The following is a 16,360-nucleotide window of genomic DNA, read 5'->3' on the forward strand; positions in this document are numbered from 1 at the left end:
TTGGTTACACAGACCTGTGTACTTAGGCTATGATCGGCGGGTGCTGTCAAGCGAACAGGACGCATTCTGCCGCATGGCTCCCCCGCCCGCCCCACAGACGATGAAAGAGCGGATCCTCCAGACCGCCGACAAGCTGTTCTATCTGCAAGGTATTCGCGCGATCGGCGTCGACACCATCGCGGCCGAGATCGGCATCAGCAAGCGCACGCTGTACAACCACTTCCCGTCCAAGGACGCGCTGATCGCGGCCTACCTCGAGCGCCGTTTCGTGCATGCATCCCCCTCCGACAAGCCGCCGGCCGAGCAGATCCTCGCCACCTTCGATTCGCTGGAGCGGCGTTTTGCGGCCAAGGATTTTCGCGGCTGCCCGTTCGTGAACGCGGTCGCCGAGCTGGGGCCCGCCGACCGCGCCGTGAAGAAGATCGCGGTCGCATTCAAGGAGAGCCGCCGCCTCTGGTTTCGCGACCGCCTGACCGAGCTCGGCGTTGCCGATGCGGACGCACTCGCAACGCAGCTCGTGCTGCTGGTCGACGGCTCCATCGCCCAGGACCTCGTCCGCGACGACCCGGCGATGGCGCGCGCCGCGAAGGACGCAGCGAAGGTGCTGCTGCGGAATGCCGGGGTGGATGTGGAAGGTGCGGAGAAGGGCAAGCGGCCGCGGCACTGATCACGGCCACCGCGTTGCCCGGTGTCATCACCCGCGAAGGCGGGTGATCCAGTATTCCAGAGGCAGTGAGGTTAGAACCGAGAAGCCGCGGCGTACTGGATTCCCCGCCTTCGCGGGGAATGACGACGGAGTTTGTGGAGGAAGCGTGGACGCCTGACGACGCGTCAGGCCATTTCGCTTCGATACCAACATGCCCCTGTTTTGCCCGACACGTCAAACGGCGCGACCGCCCGCGAAAGGCGCTTTCGCCACCCGCGTAAGTCCTTGATCCGACTGGCGCCGGCTACTGTGCATGGGGTTGTTTTCGCAAATTTTGCGAAGTCGGCCCTCACGCGGCCTGCGACACCACCCGGTTGCGGCCGTCGTGCTTGGCGCGGTAGAGCGCGGTGTCGGCGCGCTTGAGCACGTCGGCGACCGCCTCGCCCTTTCGCTCCAGCGTGGTGAGGCCGATCGAGATCGTGACCTCGATGCGCTTGGCGCCCTTGTGGATCGCGAACGGCTCGCCGGCGATCGAGCGGCGCAACCGCTCGGCGACCATGCCGGCGACGTGGAGATCGGTCTCCGGCATCACGATGACGAACTCCTCGCCGCCATAGCGGCAGGCGAGATCGATGCCCCGGATCGACTTGCGCACCCGCACCGCGAATTCGCGCAGCACGTCGTCGCCGGCGTCGTGGCCGTAATTGTCGTTGATCGACTTGAAGAAGTCGATGTCCAGGATCATCAGCGCCAGCGGCTTGCCGCGGGTCGAGGCCTGCTCGGCCAGCGTCGCCAGATGGCTCTCCATGTAGCGGCGATTGTGCAGGCCGGTGAGCGCGTCGGTGATCGCCATCTCGATCGAGTTCTGCACGTTGTCGCGCAGGTGGTCGGTGTAGCGGCGGCGGCGGATCTGGGTGCGGGCGCGGGCCAGCAGCTCGGTCTTGTCGATCGGGCGCAGCAGATAGTCGTTGACGCCGATCTCGAGCCCACGAAGAAGCCGCGTCGAGTTCTCGGGGTCGGCGATCGCGAGGATCGGCACATGGCGCGTGCGCTCCAGCGAGCGCGCCTGGCTGCAGAGGCGCAGGCCGTCGAAATTGTTGAGGTCGAGCGAGACGATCAGGAGATCGTAATTGCCCTCGGCGGCGTGAAACAGCGCCTCCGTCGGGTTCGGCTCGACGTCGATGGTGTGCTCGGCGGCGAGGATCGTCGCCAGCCGCTCGTAGGAGGACTGGCGGTCGTCGACCAGGAGGATGCGGCCGCCCTTGCCGGTGTCAGCCACCGCGCTGCGCTCGGGCGCCTGCATGCCGATCTCGAGGCGAGGTGATGGCGCGCATGCGCAGCTCGTCGGTCATCATCTTCAGCCGCGTCAGCGAGCGCACGCGCGCGATCAGCACGACGTCGGAGACGGGCTTGGTCAGGAAATCATCGGCGCCGGCCTCCAGCCCGCGATTGCGGTCGGAGGGACTGTCGAGTGCCGTGACCATGACGACGGGAATGTGATGGGTGGCGGGGTCGGACTTGAGGCGGCGGCAGACCTCGAAGCCGTCCATGTCGGGCATCATCACGTCGAGCAGGATGATGTCGCATTCGGCGCGATGACAGATCGCCAGCGCCTCGGTGCCGTTCGAAGCGGTCATCACGTCGAAATATTCGGCGGACAGGCGGGCCTCGAGCAGCTTGACGTTGGCAGGGACGTCATCGACGACCAGGATACGCGCAGACACTGTGAACTCACTTCCTATCCGATAAAACGCCGGACCGTCTCAATGAATTTGCCGACCGAGATCGGCTTGGACAAATAAGCCTCGCAGCCGCCCTCGCGGATGCGCTCTTCGTCGCCCTTCATCGCGAACGCGGTGACCGCGACGACGGGAATGGAACGCAGCTCCGGATCGTCCTTGATCCAGCGCGTCACCTCCAGCCCGGAGACCTGCGGCAGTTGGATATCCATCAGCACGAGGTCGGGCCGCATCTTGCGAACGAGGTCGAGCGCCTCATAGCCGTTGCTGGTCCCGGAGGTCTGGTAGCCGTGCGCCTCCAACAGGTCGCGGAAGAGCTTCATGTTGAGCTCGTTGTCTTCCACGATCAGGACGGTCTTGGCCATCCCGCCCTCCTGATTGGTCCGCAGGACCGATACATGTGACGCCTCAGACGCCGCTTTCCGGCGTTTCGAAAACTGGATTCAAACTAGCCTCAGATTCGCTTGAGTTTCGTTAAACCCGAGGGTCGACTTTCTGCGATGTGGTTTCCAGTTGCTTGTCCGGGGTCGGAAGACTCAGGGGCGAGACTCGGGCATGATGCAAAGTAGACACCGAAAGTTAACGGAAAGGCAAACCGTCCCCTTGAAAAAGCCTGTTCACAACCCCCGCGAAGTCGCTGAAATCGTTGCGATTCAGGCCCTGTCCTTCGTCGCGAGCGAGCCCGAGCGGCTGGGCCTGTTCCTGGCCGAGACAGGGGTCGGCCCGGAGACCCTGCGCAATGCCGCCGCGGACCCCAATTTCCTGCTCAGCGTGCTCGATTTCGTGATGCGCGATGACGCCACCGTGAAGGCCTTTGCCGGCTCGGTCGAGCTGCACCCGACCAACGTTGCCGCAGCGCGGCAGGTCCTCGGCGACTCGCTCGGCGATCCCTCCTGGGAGCGCGACGTGCCGTGACCGTCCCCGACCCGGCCGGGCCCCGCTGCTTCTGCCGGGATTGTCTGGCCGATCTGGATCTGGCGGTGCGGCGCTGCTCGGCCTGCGGTTCCCCCCGTCTCGTCCGCCACCGCGCGCTGTCCACCCTGACCATCGCCCATATCGACTGCGACGCCTTTTACGCGACGGTCGAGAAGCGGGACAATCCCGACATTGCCGACAAGCCCGTCATCATCGGCGGTGGCAAGCGCGGCGTGGTGTCGGCCGCCTGCTACATCGCGCGCACCTATGGCGTGCGCTCGGCGATGCCGATGTTTCGGGCGCTGGAGGCCTGCCCGCACGCGACCGTGATCCCGCCCGACATGGCGAAGTACGTCCGGGTCGGCCGCGAGGTGCGCCAGGCCATGCAGGCGCTGACGCCGCTGGTCGAGCCGCTCTCGATCGACGAGGCCTTCCTCGATCTCTCCGGCACCGAACGTGTGCACGGCATGGCCCCCGCCAAGGTGCTGGCCCGCTTTGCCCGCGAGGTCGAGCGCGACATCGGCATCTCCGTCTCGGTCGGCCTGTCCTGCAACAAGTTCCTGGCCAAGATCGCCTCCGACCTCGACAAGCCGCGCGGCTTTGCCGCACTCGACCAGGAGGAAGCGCGCGTGATGCTGGCGGACAAGCCGGTCGGCTTCATCTTCGGCGTCGGCCCCGCCACGCAGGAGCGCCTCGTGCAGCGCGGCTTCCGCGTCATCGCCGACCTGCAGAAGGCCGACGAGATCGAGCTGATGCGGCAGTTTCCGAGCGACGGCCGCAGGCTGTGGCGGCTCGCGCGCGGCATCGACGACCGCCGCGTCGAGCCTGACCGCGGCGCCAAGACCATCTCCAGCGAAACCACCTTCGAGACCGACATCCGCGATTTCGCGGCGCTGGAGAAGATCCTGTGGCGGCTGTGCGAGAAGACCTCGTCGCGGCTGAAGAGCAGCGAGCTCGCCGGCTCGACCGTCACGCTGAAATTGAAGACCGCCGACTTTCGTCAGCGCACGCGCTCGCAGTCGATCGCCGTCCCGACGCAGCTCGCCGCGAAGATCTTCTCGATCTGCCGCGAGATGCTGGCGAAGGAGATCGACGGCACCGCCTTCCGCCTGATGGGCGCCGGCGTCAGCGCGCTGCGCGAGGGCTCGCCCGCCGACGACACCGACATGCTCGACCGCCGCGCCGCCCATGCCGAGCGCGCGGTGGACAGCCTGCGCAAGAAGTTCGGCAGCGCTGCGGTGATCCGCGGCATCGCCTATGAGGGCCCGGAAAAGGCACCGGAGTGATGGCGGCTGAACGCGATCTCCAGGTGCTGCTGCGAGGCATGAAGCCGGAGCTACGGCCGGGCATCTTCGTGTTCTGCACGATCCCGGCAAATGAAGGCATTCCGGCGGCGATCAGCCCCCTGCTGACGTTTCGCGAGCAGGAAGGCACAACGCTGGTGATCCCTCGTGAAGAGGCAGAAGCCGCGGGACTGCGCTATGCGTTCGCCTCGCGCCTGCTCACCCTGACGGTTCACTCCGCGCTCGACGCTGTCGGCTTCCTCGCGGCGATCACGGCGCGCCTCGCCGAAGCCGGCATCAGCGTGAACGCCGTTTCGGCGTTCCATCATGACCATCTCTTCGTGCCCGTTGACCATGCGGATGACGCGATAGCCATTCTGCAAGAGCTGTCCGTAGCAGCGTAGGATGGGTAGAGCGCTGCGAAACCCATCAAGCTCCATCCACGCGGCAAGGACGATGGGTTTCGCTACGCTCTACCCATCCTACAGTCCCTCAATCCGCGACCGCAATCGCCTCGATCTCGATCAGCCATTCCGGCGCGGCGAGCGCGGAAACGCCGACAAGCGTGGACGCCGGCGGCTCCATGCCTTCGAAGAAGGCCGAGCGGGCCTTGCCGATGATCGGCCGCAGCTCCGGCTTGTAGTTCACGACGAAGGTCGTGATCTTGACGATGTTGGAATAGCTCGCGCCGGCTGCCTTCAACGCGTGGCCGAGGTTCTGCATCACCTGCGTGGTCTGCGCGGCGATATCTCCCTCGCCGACGATCCGTCCCTCCTCGTCCACCGAGACCTGGCCCGAGATGTAGATGGTGCGCGCGCCCGAGGCGGTGACGACGTGGGAATAAGCGGGATTGTGGTGCAGGCCGCTGGGGCGGAGATGGTCGAGCTTGGGCATGGACTGGCTCCCTGAGGTTCTTGGTTGCGGAAGAGCGTAGCCGGGGAGAGAGCAGAGAGCCAGTCCCGTCATTGCGAGAAGCTCTTGCGACGAAGCTGCTTCGCTACGCTCGCAATGACAGTCGTAGGACCTCCTAGCCTTGGTCAAGAGCTTTTGTGCCTTGGTGCAATCAGGGTAGCGCGGTGCTCACCGCTGTCCAGGACGCTTCGCGCCGGCTCCGCCGGTGCCGATGGCATCCTGGACAGCGACATCGCGCCGCGCTGTGGGGCTCGACAAGTCGGGACGAAGGAATGGTCACAGGCGGCCGAACAAAGGAATGAGGCTTACTGACTGGTGCCGGCCTGAGCACTCCCGTGATTGGCGTCGTACAGCGCTCGGTTCCTGAGGGCTGCGCACAAGGCCGAGAGTAGGCGATCGCCGACGCCTCGCAAGGCGCGTGCACGGCCGTGGCCGCGCTGCCGCAAGGCGTCATAGCGTTGCCGAGCGGCCGGGTCGTGCTGCACGGCAACGCGTGACCAGTGATGGACAGCGGTCTGCAGCCGCCTGTTGCAGGCAAAGCGCCGGATCACGAAGCGTTGCTTGCCGCTTTGCCGTGTGACCGGGGCGGCCCCTGCCAGAGCCCGCAAGGCGTGGTAATCTCGGGCGCGCAGCGGTTGCGCTGCCTCGGTGAGCAGCGTGGCGAGAACAATCCTGCCGATTCCCGGCCAGGAGCGAAGGATTGCCACGTCACGCTGCTCATCGCTCTGCCCCGACGAGTTCTCCTCGTCCTGTGCCGCCAGACTATCGCAAAGGCCGTCCAGGGCAGCGCCGGCCTCCTTGATCTGCCGATTGACCAGGCGCATGCGCGCGACAAGGCTGCGGATATGGACGCAGGCGGCCTCCGTGGTACCTGGGGCGACGAACAAGGCCGTCTTGCGCAGGGTCTGCAGCACGGTGGCGGCGTCGAGACGGCGGATACGGTGCTCCTTGAGGATGCGCGCAATCGTCTTCTCCGAGGCCTTGGCGGCCGCAGCAGGTGTCGGCACCTTCTGCCACAAGCTCAGGAACCAGTCGTCTGCGACATCATCGGCCAGCTCGGCCGCTTGCGGGTAATAACGCCACAACTGATGACGCAGACGGTTAGACAGACGCGTCCGTTCCTGCTGCAGTTCATCCAGCAAGCGCGACCATTCGCGCAACTTGATCACCGCCGGATCGTCGATGGCAAGCTGCCGGAAGGCCTTGCGATCGGTACGCAAGGAACCGCCCAGGACAAGAGCATCACGACTGTCATCCTTGGCACCTGCGACCGTGAAGCGATCACGGAAGCGATCAAGCTGCTTAGGATTGATGGCAAAGACCAGGAACCCATGCTCGAGCAGCATCTCCACCACAGGACCATGTGGCATCTCTATCGCCACCGCGATCTGCGCCGGTGCAGCCTTCGTCTTCTCGAGCAGCCAGTCGCGCAGCTCCACCAGACCGGCTCCGCCATGGACGAACTCTCGCTCGCCCAGCCGTCTTCCTTCAGCATCGAGCAAGCAAACACGATGGCTTTGCCTCGCCCAGTCGATCCCGACAAACCAGTGCACATTCTCGACCATTGATGGACCTCCTTCGCTTCCAAAAGGCGGGCCAACTGCGATCCTGATCAATCCCTGTACCGGCGCTCGCGGCGCAAACCTCCTAGTGGATCTCGATCGCAGCCGCTCCGCCGGGGCGCGGGTCCTACGTCGGTGCTCAAAGGCACAGGTGGGCAAGGCGGCTCCCGGCGGATCGGCCCGGCCGACCAGCCTACACCAAACCGACTGGCCTCCGAACGCCAGAAGGGTACAGGGTGGGCAAAGACGCGCAGCGCCGTGCCCACGATCTTTCTCAATGGCAACAGATGGTGGGCACGCTACGCTTTGCCAACCCTACGGCACCGCGCGCGGAAATCGCCCTCAATTGCAGGGCTTGCTGTCCTTGACGTCGAACTTGCCCATCGCGCCTGAAATGACGAAGTCGTTGTAGTCGAGCACGAGCTGGCGCGAGACGCCGTTCTCGTACAGCTCGAACGCCATCGCATAGACCGGCGTCTGCTCGCCCTCCTTCTGCTGGGCGTCACGGTCGAAATAGCTGACGGTGACCGGCCAGCGCTTGAGCGACTTCATGTGCTCGTCCGACGTCGAGGGATCGGCGGAGGTGGCGCGGTCGGCGGGAACCGGCTGGCCGATCACGGTCAGCGTGTTGTAGACCTTCTGGCCGTCGTCGGAGCCGTCATAGACCGAGAGCTCAAGCAGCGATTTGCCGTCCCTGGCGGCGGCGATGATGCGCTGGATCTGCTCGGTCGGGAACACGATGCTGCCGTCGAGGGTAAAACTCTTCGGCGCCGGCAGCTTCAACTTGACGTTGATGTGGTCGCCGTCGCGCTCGGCCATGCCGTCGACCCGGCCGGCATCGGCCTCGTTCATGCGCGTCTCGATCTTGAAGCGGTAGCTCTTGCCGGCGGCATCCTCCCAGGAATTGGAACGGAGGTCGCTGAGCGTGACCTTGCCCTCGCCGCTGTCGAGCTCGGAGACCTGGCGGAATTCGGAGGTGTAGCCCTCGCACGCGTTGCCGGTGAAGTTGTAGAGAATGCGGCCGCGCGCGCTGTTGACCGAGTTGGAGCGCGATTTCACCAGGCTGAGGTCATAGAGCGCCTGGTGCGGCAGGAACGGACCGTTGGCGGCTTGCGCGCCCTCGCCGAGGCCGAAGCTGGCCGCCGCGAGCGCCATCACACCGAGCGAAGTCCGGAAAAGGTGCACCATGTCTATTCCTTGGGGGCGCGTCCCTGCAAAGCGCAGATTCGACATTTTAATGACCGTTCCATTGCGTCGCAACTGAGGCCGTTTCACGTAAAGTTGCCCCCTTGGCGCTGAACCTGCTGTCCGATCTCAACAAATACAGGCCCCGTGCGGTTGCTTGCATGTGGCGGCCCGATGGGCGAAACAGGGCGCGCCCGGCCACTTTTGCGGACGCGCCGGGGCGAATGATTTTTGGACAACGAGGTCGGACATGGCGGGCACGGTCGAGCAGAAGCTGGCGGAACAGGGCATCAAGCTGCACGAGGCCCCTACGCCCGTCGCCAATTACGTCCCGTTCGTGCGCACCGGCAACCTGCTGTTCGTCTCCGGCCAGGTCTGTTTCGATCCCGCCGGCAAGCTGATCGCCAAGGGTAAGCTGGGTGCCGGCGTCTCCATCGAGGACGGCGCTGCGGCCGCACGCGGCTGTGCGGTGAACCTGCTGGCCCAGGTCAAGGCGGCGCTCGGCGATCTCGACAAGGTGGTGCGCGTGGTGCGGCTCGGCGGCTTCATCAACTCGGCGCCGGACTTCCTGGACGGGCCGAAGGTGCTCAACGGCGCCTCCGACCTGATGGTCGCCGCCTTCGGCGACAAGGGCCGCCATGCCCGCACCACTGTCGGCGTCGCCTCGCTGCCCGCCGATGCCGCGGTCGAGGTCGACGGCGTGTTCGAGGTCGCCTGACGCGACATGCGCGCGCCCGATTGGCTGACAGCCCGGCCGGTCGCCCATCGCGGCCTGCATGACATCTCCCGTGGCATCGTCGAAAACATGCCCGGCGCGGTGCAAGCCGCGATCGCGGGCAATTTCGCGATCGAGGTCGACATCCAGCTCTCCGCAGACGGCGAGGCCATGGTGCATCACGACCATGCCCTCGGCCGCCTCACCGAGGCCACCGGCGACGTGATCTCGAAGACGGCGGCCGAGCTGAAGGCGATCAGGTTCAAGGACACGCCCGAGCGGATGATGTCGCTGTCCGACCTCTGCAGCCTCGTCGCCGGTCGCGTGCCGCTGGTGATCGAGGTGAAGAGCCATTTTGGCGGCGACCGCAAGCTGGTGAAGCGGATGGCCGAGGTGCTGGCGTCCTATGACGGACCAGCCGTCGGCATGTCCTTCGATCCCGACCAGGTGCTGGCGCTGCGCGAGCTGCTGCCCTCCCGTCCGCGCGGCATCGTCGCGCAGCGGACCTATGAGGACGATTACTGGGCGAGGCTCACGCGGGAGCAGCGCGACAGCATGCTGTACCTGCGCCACGGCTTTCGCACCCAACCCCACTTCGTGGCCTTTCGGGTCGACGACCTCCCGGCCCCCGCCCCCTGGATCGCCCGCAACATCTTCGGCTGCGCCCTGCTCGGCTGGACCGTCCGCACGCCGGAGCAGCGGACCCGGGTCGGCCAATACGCGGACCAGATGATTTTCGAGGGATTCGTGCCGTAGGGCCTCGCCCATGTCCCGGACGCGCTGCAGCGTGAAACGCTGCTGCGCAGAGCCGGGACCCAGCAAGCCGCACAGGACAATGCGGAGAAATGGGCCCCGGCTCAGCAACGCACCACTGCGTGCTGCGCAGCGTCCGGGGCAAGCGAGCCTCCCTCCGCCCTCTTGAAGTCGCTGCTGCAATGCACGATCTTGGGGGTCGATGGCATCATCCGAAATCACGCTCGAGGCCGTACCTTCGATTGACAACGTGTCACCGGAGGATTGGGACGCCTGCGCCAATCCCGGCGGACGGTGCCCCGGGGCCGGCAACGGAACCTCATCTTCCCTTTCAGGCGATTCCCTCGGGCTCTCAAGACCTGCCTATAACCCTTTCGTCTCCCACGCCTTTCTTTCGGCAATTGAGAAATCGGGTTCGGCGACCATCCGCACCGGCTGGGGCCCGCGGCATCTCGTGGCCAAGATAGACGGCCGCGTCGCCGGCATCGTGCCCTGCTACCTGAAATCGCATTCCCAAGGCGAGTACGTGTTCGACCGCGGCTGGGCGGACGCCTATGAGCGCGCCGGCGGGCGCTATTATCCCAAGCTCCAGGTTTCGGTTCCCTTCACCCCGGCGACCGGGCCGCGGCTCCTGGTCCGCGACGGCGTCGACCGCGAGCGGATCATGGATGCGCTGGCTGGCGGGCTGGTGGCGTTGTGTGGCGTCAGCAAGGCCTCCTCGGTCCACGTCACCTTCGCGCGGGAGGCGGAATGGAAGCTGCTCGCCGAGCACGGCTTCCTGCAGCGCACCGACCAGCAGTTCCACTGGCACAATGAAGGCTTTGCCAGCTTCGACGATTTCCTGGCGACGCTGAACTCGCGGCACCGCAAATCGATCAAGCGCGAGCGACGCGATGCGCTGGCCGCGGGCATCACCATCCACTGGCTCACCGGCAAGGATATCACCGAGGAGGCCTGGGACGCCTTCTTCGAATTCTACATGGAGACCGGCTCACGCAAATGGGGCCGGCCTTATCTGACGCGGGAATTCTTCTCGTTGATCGGCGAGACTATGGCTGAGGACGTGCTGCTGGTGATGGCCCGCCGCAACGACCGCTGGATCGCCGGCGCGATCAACTTCATCGGCTCGGACACGCTGTTCGGCCGCAACTGGGGTGCAGTCGAGCATCATCCGTTCCTGCATTTCGAGGTCTGCTATTACCAGGCGATCGACTTCGCCATCAAACGCGGCCTCAGGCATGTCGAGGCCGGCGCACAAGGCGAGCACAAGATCGCCCGCGGCTACCTGCCGCGCACCACCCATTCCGCCCACTTCATCGCCGATCCGGGCCTGCGCCGTGCCATCGACGATTACCTCAAGCGCGAGCGCGCCTATGTCGCCGAGGCCGGACGGGAGCTCGCCGAGCTCGGCCCGTTCCGCAAGGGCGCCGACGAGGCGCCTTGACGGTTTGCCGTTGCTGGTGACAGTAAGCGCAAAATTCCAGGCGCAAAGTTCTCGGGAGCCGCCAATATGACCGCCTACGACACCAACAACATCTTTGCGAAAATCCTGCGCGGCGAGCTGCCTTGCTACAAGGTCTACGAGGACGACCACGTGTTCGCCTTCCTCGACATCATGCCGCGCGTCCCCGGTCACACGCTGGTGATCCCGAAGGCCCCTGCCCGCAATATTCTCGACATTAAGCCCGACGATTACGCCCATGTCGCCCGCGGCGCGCACAAGATCGCAGCCGCCGCCATGAAAGCCTTCAAGGCCGACGGCATCACCGTGCAGCAGTTCAACGAGCCCGCCGGCGGACAGGTGGTGTTTCACCTGCACATGCACGTGATGCCGCGCCACGACGGCGTCGCCATGCTGCCGCCGGCCAGCCGCAAGGAAGACGACAAGGTGCTGCAGGAGAACGCGGCGAAGCTGATCGCGGCGTTGAAAGGCTGATCGTCATTACGGGGCGCGCCTCTTGGCGCGAACTATGGTGCGCGATTGCGCACCTGAGAATCCATCGGGCGGCAGAGATGGTGGTGGAATGGATTCCGGGCTCGCGCTTCGCGCGCGCCCGGAATGACGGACCTCACTCCGTCTCGAAATCGCCCTTCTGCGGCGCGGCCAGCGGGGTGAACTCGCACCGATCCGGCTTGACGTCGATCAGCGGCGTGTTGTCGAGGCAGTCGAGACCGCGCACCAGGATCGCATTGCCCTCGATGCCGACCAGCTTCACGATCGACGTGCCGATCGGGTTCGGCCGCACCGGCGAGCGCAGCGAGAAGGTGCCGCGGGTCTTGTCGTTGTTCTTCGGGCTCTGCAGGATGATGTCGCGGCGCGACTGGTCGAGCCAGTAGAGCACTTCGAGATTGCTGTAGAAGTCGACGCCCTTGATGGCTGGCACAAACGGCTCGAAGATCTCGAGACGGCAGATCGGGCCATCCTGACGCCCTTGCCGCGGCGTCTCCAGCCGCGAGGTCCAGGGCGTGCGGATGCGGCCGATGAAGATCAGGCCGGCATCTTCCGCGGGCGGCAGCTCGATGGCGACCTCGCCCTCGCGGAGCTCGTTCTTGCGAACCATATTTCCAAATCCTTGCTGTCGAGCCGTGTTTTAGCCCAACCACCACTGGCCGGCCAGCATGAAGGCTTCGCCGGTCACGACGCCCGCAAAGATCGAGCGGCGCGCCAGCAGGAACACGACGAGGCCGGCGGCCACCGCGCCGTAGCGCAGGATATCCGGCACGCCGGCGAGCGCGCCCGGCGGCTCGACCACGATCTGGGCGATCACGCCGGCGAGGATGGCGGTGGCGACCGCCCGCACCCAGACCAGCAGCTCCGAGCCTTCGTCGATGCCGCCGCCGAACCACAGGCCGAGCATGCGCCAGATCTGGTTCGGAACGACGCCGGCGACGAACAGCACCGCCAGCGCATGCCAGTCGCCGATCAGCTGCGCCGAGCTCATGCGCGCACCTCCCGCCACCAATGCACGCCATAGGCCACGGTGCCGGCCACCACCCCGCTGACCAGGATATCGACGCCCGAGCTCAGCTTCGCGGCCAGCGGATACAGCAACACGCCGAGCACGAGCGCGACCACATCGGCAATTTCGCGGCTGTTGCGCGCCGTCGAGAACAGGAACGACAGCGGGGTGAGCAGCAGGATCGCCGCGCCGAGCGTCTGCGTCAGATTGGCGGCGAGGAAATAACCGACCGTGTTGGCAACGAGACAGACCGAGACGAGGCCGCAGCCGAGCCCGTGAACGAAGGCGATGCGCCGCTCACGCGGCACTTGGGGCAGGAAGCGGTGGCACTCGACCCACAGCGTGACCGCGGTGAGATGCGCCGCAAAGACCAGCTCGCGCCGTCTGGTCGTCGGCGTGCGCATCAGCGGCAGCACCGAGACCACCATCGGAAATAGCCTGATAGCGCTGACGGTGACGGCGATCGCCGACTGGATGATGGTGGCGCCGGAGCCGAGCGTGGTGATCAGGATGATCTGCGCCGGCCCCGCCCAGACGAACAGCGTCGAGGCGAGCGCCCAGAGCAGGCTGAAATGGGTGTCGTGCGCGAGCGCGCCGATGCCGAGATAGGTCACGAACAGCACGATGGTGAGGATCGTCTGCGTGATCGAGCGCAGGCCCCAGCCGAAGGCAAGCCAGGAGCTATTCCATTGCGGGGAATCGAGCGGGGGAAGCGCCACGGAAGGATTGGCCGGGTTGTGGAATCGGGCCTGCATAACGGGGGATGCAGTGTTCTGCGTCAAGGAAACACGCGGCGGGGCTGGCATGCGCGACCCACCCACCGCTGTCATTCCGGGGCGCGACGAAGTCGCGAGCCCGGAATCCATCGGGCCACAGAGATTGCCTTACGATGGATCCCGGGTTCGATGCTTCGCATCGCCCCGGAATGACGGCCCAAGCGGATGCGGCCTTACCCGCTCACACCCCTGTTCCTCAGCACGAAGCAGGCGCCGCCCGCCTTCCTGATCCGGTTGCACAGCTCATCCGCCTCGTTGCGCGTCTCGGTGCCGATGCGGACCTGGTAGAACGCGCGCGTGCCGCGGCTGCGCATCACCGAGGACAGCAGGCTCGGGTCGCGCTCGCCGATCACCGCGCTCAGCCGCGTGACGGCACGCGAGTACATCGCCAGCGCCCGGTTGCGGTCGAAGCCGGCGGCGAGCTGGACGCCCCAGGCCTTGGCGGCCGCAAGCTCCACGTGCTGCTCGAGCTCGGCAACGAAGGCATTCGGTGCGCGCTTCAATAGCGCCATCAGATCGCGGCAGCTCGTCGGCGGTGAGCTCGGCGGTCCCTTGCCGGTCGCTCCTGCCTTGGCCCAGGCATCGACGCTGGTGCCGGTGATGGCGTAGACGTAGTTGCGGGTCTGCTCCGGCATTCCACCGGTCCCGGCGAGCCATTCCCGCACGCGCCGCGGGCCGGCATTGTAGGCCGCCGCGGCAAGGCCGAGATTGCCGAATTGGCTGCGCAGCTCGCTCAGAAATTCCGCCGACTTCGGCAGCGCCTGCACTGGATTGAACGGATCGAGCAGCCCGCGCTCGCTCGCGGTGCCCGGCATGAACTGCGCGATGCCCCGTGCGTGCTCGCCGCTGCGCGTCATGGGGCCGACCGCATCGGCCTGGAAGCGGCTTTCCTGCCAGATCACCCGGGCGAAGAATTCCAATGGGAGATCGGCATCGCGCGCCGCCGCCTCCACGATCAGGCAGATCGACTCCCGTGTATCGCTCTCGCGGGCATCCTTCGGCGTCTCCGGCGGCTTCGCCGGTTCCTCGGCCTTCGGAGGCCCATCCGGGGCCGGCGTCTCCTCTGCCAGCGCCGGCGACAGCACGAGAGCCTGGCACAAGACAGCGATAACCCGAGCTATTCGCATGGCATCGACGTAACGGGACAAATCGGACCTTGACTTGGAACCCCAGCCAACTAGCAACACACGGCAGTATCAACGCAGGTCCGGCCTGATGGTGACAATCTTTTTTGATCTCGACGGCACCCTCACGGACCCGAAGCCGGGGATCACGCGCTCGATCCAGTACGCGCTGGCGCGGCTGGACCTCGCGGTGCCGAGCGAGGACGAGCTGACCTGGTGCATCGGGCCGCCGCTGCATGCCAGCCTGAAGAAGCTCACCGGAACCGACGAGCTCGCCGACCGCGCCCTGCTGCTCTATCGCGAGCGCTTTTCCGACATCGGCCTGTTCGAGAACGAGGCCTATGCCGGTATCGCAGACACCCTGACGGCGCTCGCCGCGACCAGCCAGCGCATGTTCGTCGCGACCAGCAAGCCCGCGGTCTATGCCAGGCGCATCGTCGATCATTTCGGCCTGAAACCCTACTTCGAGCACGTGTTCGGCTCCGAGCTCGACGGCACGCGCGTCGACAAGCGCGATCTGCTGCGCTACGCGCTGGACGAGGCGAAAGTCGATGCCGGGAGCGCGATCATGATCGGGGACCGCAGCCATGACGTCGTTGGCGCCCGCACCAACGGCATGACCGCGATCGGCGTGCTCTACGGCTATGGCAGCGAGGCCGAGCTGAAGGATGCCGGCGCACATCACATCTGCGCCGCGCATCCCGAACTGCTCGGGCATTGCGTCGCTTAAGCGCTGGCCGCTTCCACCGAGGCCAGCATGCCGGTTCTGTCGTGGCAGTTCAGATATTCGAAGAACTGCTCGTCCGCAGCGGCCACCGTGACCTCGTGATACAGTCGCAGCCTGGCTGACGGTCCAAGCGTCGACAGATACTTCATCGCCGCGCCAAAGATCCTGACGTGGGTCGGATGCGACTCCGCCCAGCGCTCCAGCGCCGCCAGACTCTTCCACCAGCTCTGGCCGTAGGACTTTTCGCACACGCTGCCGTCAGCCGAGAGCAGGCGCATGTAGCGGTTGGCATAGCAGCCGATCGCAAGACCGTCATCGCGCAGGAAATCCATGCCCTCGCGCAGCACCGGCTCGACGTCGTCGAGATAGAGCTTTCGTTCGGACGCTTCGGTATCGCTCCAGTCCTGCCCGGACCGGATCAGGCAGAGATTGTCGTGCGCCACGATCCGCAGCCGAGCGCCGTCGCGGACCAGCTTCAGCGTGCCGCCGGGCGCCATCGCGTCGGTTTGCGACAGCGGGATGCGGTCGCGCATGCCACCCCAATAGGCATGCTCCTGCACCTCGCCGCTCATCCCCTCGGCAACCGCCGCGACGCCCTCGGTCCGGTCGGGCGATGAGAACAGCGTCTCGTGCCGCGCCACTGTCGGACGCAGCACCTCGATGAACGTGCCGACGCCCTCGCGCTGCCGCCCGGTCCAGGCCGCGCGCACCGGTTCGAACCAGGCGTCGAAGCGCACGATGTCGTCCCAATAGCCAACCGAGACGATGGTCTCGTATCCGGCCTGATCGACATGGTGCGCGCGGTCCCAATGCGAGGGCCCGCCTGCCGCGGCGAACCGCGCCGCGATCTCGACAAGCGCCTCCGCCGCGGCCACCGGCGCAGCACCGCGATACTGCACGCCGAAATAGGCCATCACGACCCGGCTCACGCCGGGCTTGTAGCGCGCCACGAAAGACGGATAAGGCGGCTGGTAATCGTCCGGCACGCGCTTGTGGCGCGTGCGCGTGGTTTCGAGATGCAGAGGAATTGCGGATTCCATGGCCGTACCCTCCCCTCGATCAC

At 65.9% G+C, this 16,360-nt stretch carries 18 protein-coding genes and 1 pseudogene; 9 read left to right on the forward strand and 10 right to left on the reverse strand.

What is annotated here, in order from left to right; genetic code table 11:
* Window positions 1-73: 73 nt before the first annotated feature.
* A complete protein-coding gene (locus ACETMP_RS09140; RefSeq protein ID WP_375160673.1) occupies window positions 74-667 on the forward strand; it encodes a TetR/AcrR family transcriptional regulator in 594 nt (197 codons plus the stop codon).
* A 328-nt stretch (window positions 668-995) separates the two neighbouring features.
* Here the strand turns inward: ACETMP_RS09140 and ACETMP_RS09145 are convergent.
* Together ACETMP_RS09145 and ACETMP_RS09150 are read right to left on the reverse strand one after the other, a co-directional pair.
* Window positions 996-2,370 (reverse strand): annotated as a pseudogene (locus ACETMP_RS09145) (PleD family two-component system response regulator).
* 14 nt (window positions 2,371-2,384) lie between these two features.
* The gene (locus tag ACETMP_RS09150) at window positions 2,385-2,750 is read right to left on the reverse strand and encodes a response regulator (RefSeq protein ID WP_008130064.1); all 366 of its coding nucleotides are present in this window, start codon (window positions 2,748-2,750) and stop codon (window positions 2,385-2,387) included.
* 238 nt (window positions 2,751-2,988) lie between these two features.
* Here ACETMP_RS09150 and ACETMP_RS09155 point away from each other — a divergent pair, with 238 nt between their 5' ends.
* From ACETMP_RS09155 to ACETMP_RS09165, 3 genes are read left to right on the forward strand one after another with little or no spacing between them, the layout of a single operon-like run.
* A complete protein-coding gene (locus ACETMP_RS09155) occupies window positions 2,989-3,300 on the forward strand; it encodes a DUF3572 domain-containing protein (protein WP_028135907.1) in 312 nt (103 codons plus the stop codon).
* Window positions 3,297-4,586, forward strand: coding sequence for a DNA polymerase IV (locus ACETMP_RS09160; protein WP_375160674.1), 1,290 nt, complete (start codon window positions 3,297-3,299; stop codon window positions 4,584-4,586). The genes ACETMP_RS09155 and ACETMP_RS09160 overlap by 4 nt, the downstream gene beginning before the upstream one ends.
* Complete coding sequence (locus ACETMP_RS09165; protein WP_375160675.1) at window positions 4,586-4,987, forward strand: ACT domain-containing protein; 402 nt, start codon at window positions 4,586-4,588, stop codon at window positions 4,985-4,987. The genes ACETMP_RS09160 and ACETMP_RS09165 overlap by 1 nt, the downstream gene beginning before the upstream one ends.
* Before the next feature lie 88 nt (window positions 4,988-5,075).
* Here ACETMP_RS09165 and ACETMP_RS09170 read toward each other — a convergent pair whose 3' ends face one another.
* The 3 genes from ACETMP_RS09170 to ACETMP_RS09180 form a co-directional block, all read right to left on the reverse strand.
* Window positions 5,076-5,477, reverse strand: coding sequence for a RidA family protein (locus ACETMP_RS09170; RefSeq protein ID WP_135163700.1), 402 nt, complete (start codon window positions 5,475-5,477; stop codon window positions 5,076-5,078).
* Between the two features lie 323 nt (window positions 5,478-5,800).
* Window positions 5,801-7,060 carry an IS110 family transposase gene (locus tag ACETMP_RS09175; RefSeq protein WP_375157113.1) on the reverse strand — a complete coding sequence of 420 codons (1,260 nt, stop codon included), beginning with the start codon at window positions 7,058-7,060 and terminating at the stop codon, window positions 5,801-5,803.
* A 339-nt stretch (window positions 7,061-7,399) separates the two neighbouring features.
* Entirely contained in the window at window positions 7,400-8,245 is an 846-nt protein-coding gene (locus ACETMP_RS09180) for a cell envelope integrity EipB family protein (RefSeq protein ID WP_375160676.1), read from the reverse strand.
* 247 nt (window positions 8,246-8,492) lie between these two features.
* On the opposite strand from ACETMP_RS09180, the gene ACETMP_RS09185 reads away from it, so the two are divergent.
* From ACETMP_RS09185 to ACETMP_RS09200, 4 genes are all read left to right on the forward strand, one after another.
* Window positions 8,493-8,960, forward strand: coding sequence for a RidA family protein (locus ACETMP_RS09185; protein ID WP_018321130.1), 468 nt, complete (start codon window positions 8,493-8,495; stop codon window positions 8,958-8,960).
* A gap of 6 nt (window positions 8,961-8,966) precedes the next feature.
* Window positions 8,967-9,713 (forward strand): glycerophosphodiester phosphodiesterase, encoded by a 747-nt coding sequence (locus tag ACETMP_RS09190; protein WP_375160677.1) that lies wholly within the window; start codon window positions 8,967-8,969, stop codon window positions 9,711-9,713.
* Between the two features lie 199 nt (window positions 9,714-9,912).
* Window positions 9,913-11,154: a GNAT family N-acetyltransferase gene (locus ACETMP_RS09195; protein ID WP_028135900.1), complete on the forward strand. Its 1,242-nt coding sequence runs from the start codon at window positions 9,913-9,915 to the stop codon at window positions 11,152-11,154.
* Window positions 11,155-11,220: 66 nt separating this feature from the next.
* The gene (locus tag ACETMP_RS09200; RefSeq protein ID WP_375160678.1) at window positions 11,221-11,646 is read left to right on the forward strand and encodes an HIT family protein; all 426 of its coding nucleotides are present in this window, start codon (window positions 11,221-11,223) and stop codon (window positions 11,644-11,646) included.
* 133 nt (window positions 11,647-11,779) lie between these two features.
* On the opposite strand, the gene tsaA is transcribed toward ACETMP_RS09200, so the two are convergent.
* The 4 genes from tsaA to ACETMP_RS09220 all read right to left on the reverse strand — a co-directional run bounded on the left by tsaA (window position 11,780) and on the right by ACETMP_RS09220 (window position 14,573).
* Complete coding sequence (gene tsaA / locus ACETMP_RS09205; RefSeq protein ID WP_375160679.1) at window positions 11,780-12,271, reverse strand: tRNA (N6-threonylcarbamoyladenosine(37)-N6)-methyltransferase TrmO; 492 nt, start codon at window positions 12,269-12,271, stop codon at window positions 11,780-11,782.
* Between the two features lie 30 nt (window positions 12,272-12,301).
* Window positions 12,302-12,652, reverse strand: a complete 351-nt coding sequence (locus ACETMP_RS09210) for an AzlD domain-containing protein (protein WP_375160680.1) — start codon at window positions 12,650-12,652, stop codon at window positions 12,302-12,304.
* Complete coding sequence (locus tag ACETMP_RS09215; RefSeq protein ID WP_375161869.1) at window positions 12,649-13,389, reverse strand: AzlC family ABC transporter permease; 741 nt, start codon at window positions 13,387-13,389, stop codon at window positions 12,649-12,651. Before ACETMP_RS09215 ends, ACETMP_RS09210 begins: the two co-directional genes overlap by 4 nt.
* A gap of 230 nt (window positions 13,390-13,619) precedes the next feature.
* Entirely contained in the window at window positions 13,620-14,573 is a 954-nt protein-coding gene (locus ACETMP_RS09220) for a transglycosylase SLT domain-containing protein (RefSeq protein WP_375161870.1), read from the reverse strand.
* A gap of 88 nt (window positions 14,574-14,661) precedes the next feature.
* On the opposite strand from ACETMP_RS09220, the gene ACETMP_RS09225 reads away from it, so the two are divergent.
* Window positions 14,662-15,300, forward strand: a complete 639-nt coding sequence (locus ACETMP_RS09225) for an HAD family hydrolase (protein WP_375160681.1) — start codon at window positions 14,662-14,664, stop codon at window positions 15,298-15,300.
* Here the strand turns inward: ACETMP_RS09225 and ACETMP_RS09230 are convergent.
* On the reverse strand, window positions 15,297-16,337 hold the full coding sequence (locus tag ACETMP_RS09230) for a phenylacetaldoxime dehydratase family protein (protein ID WP_375160682.1): 1,041 nt from the start codon (window positions 16,335-16,337) through the stop codon (window positions 15,297-15,299). The genes ACETMP_RS09225 and ACETMP_RS09230 overlap by 4 nt on opposite strands.
* Between the last annotated feature and the right edge of the window lie 23 nt (window positions 16,338-16,360).

Source organism: Bradyrhizobium dasycarpum, from assembly GCF_042019905.1.
Lineage (GTDB): Bacteria > Pseudomonadota > Alphaproteobacteria > Rhizobiales > Xanthobacteraceae > Bradyrhizobium > Bradyrhizobium japonicum_B.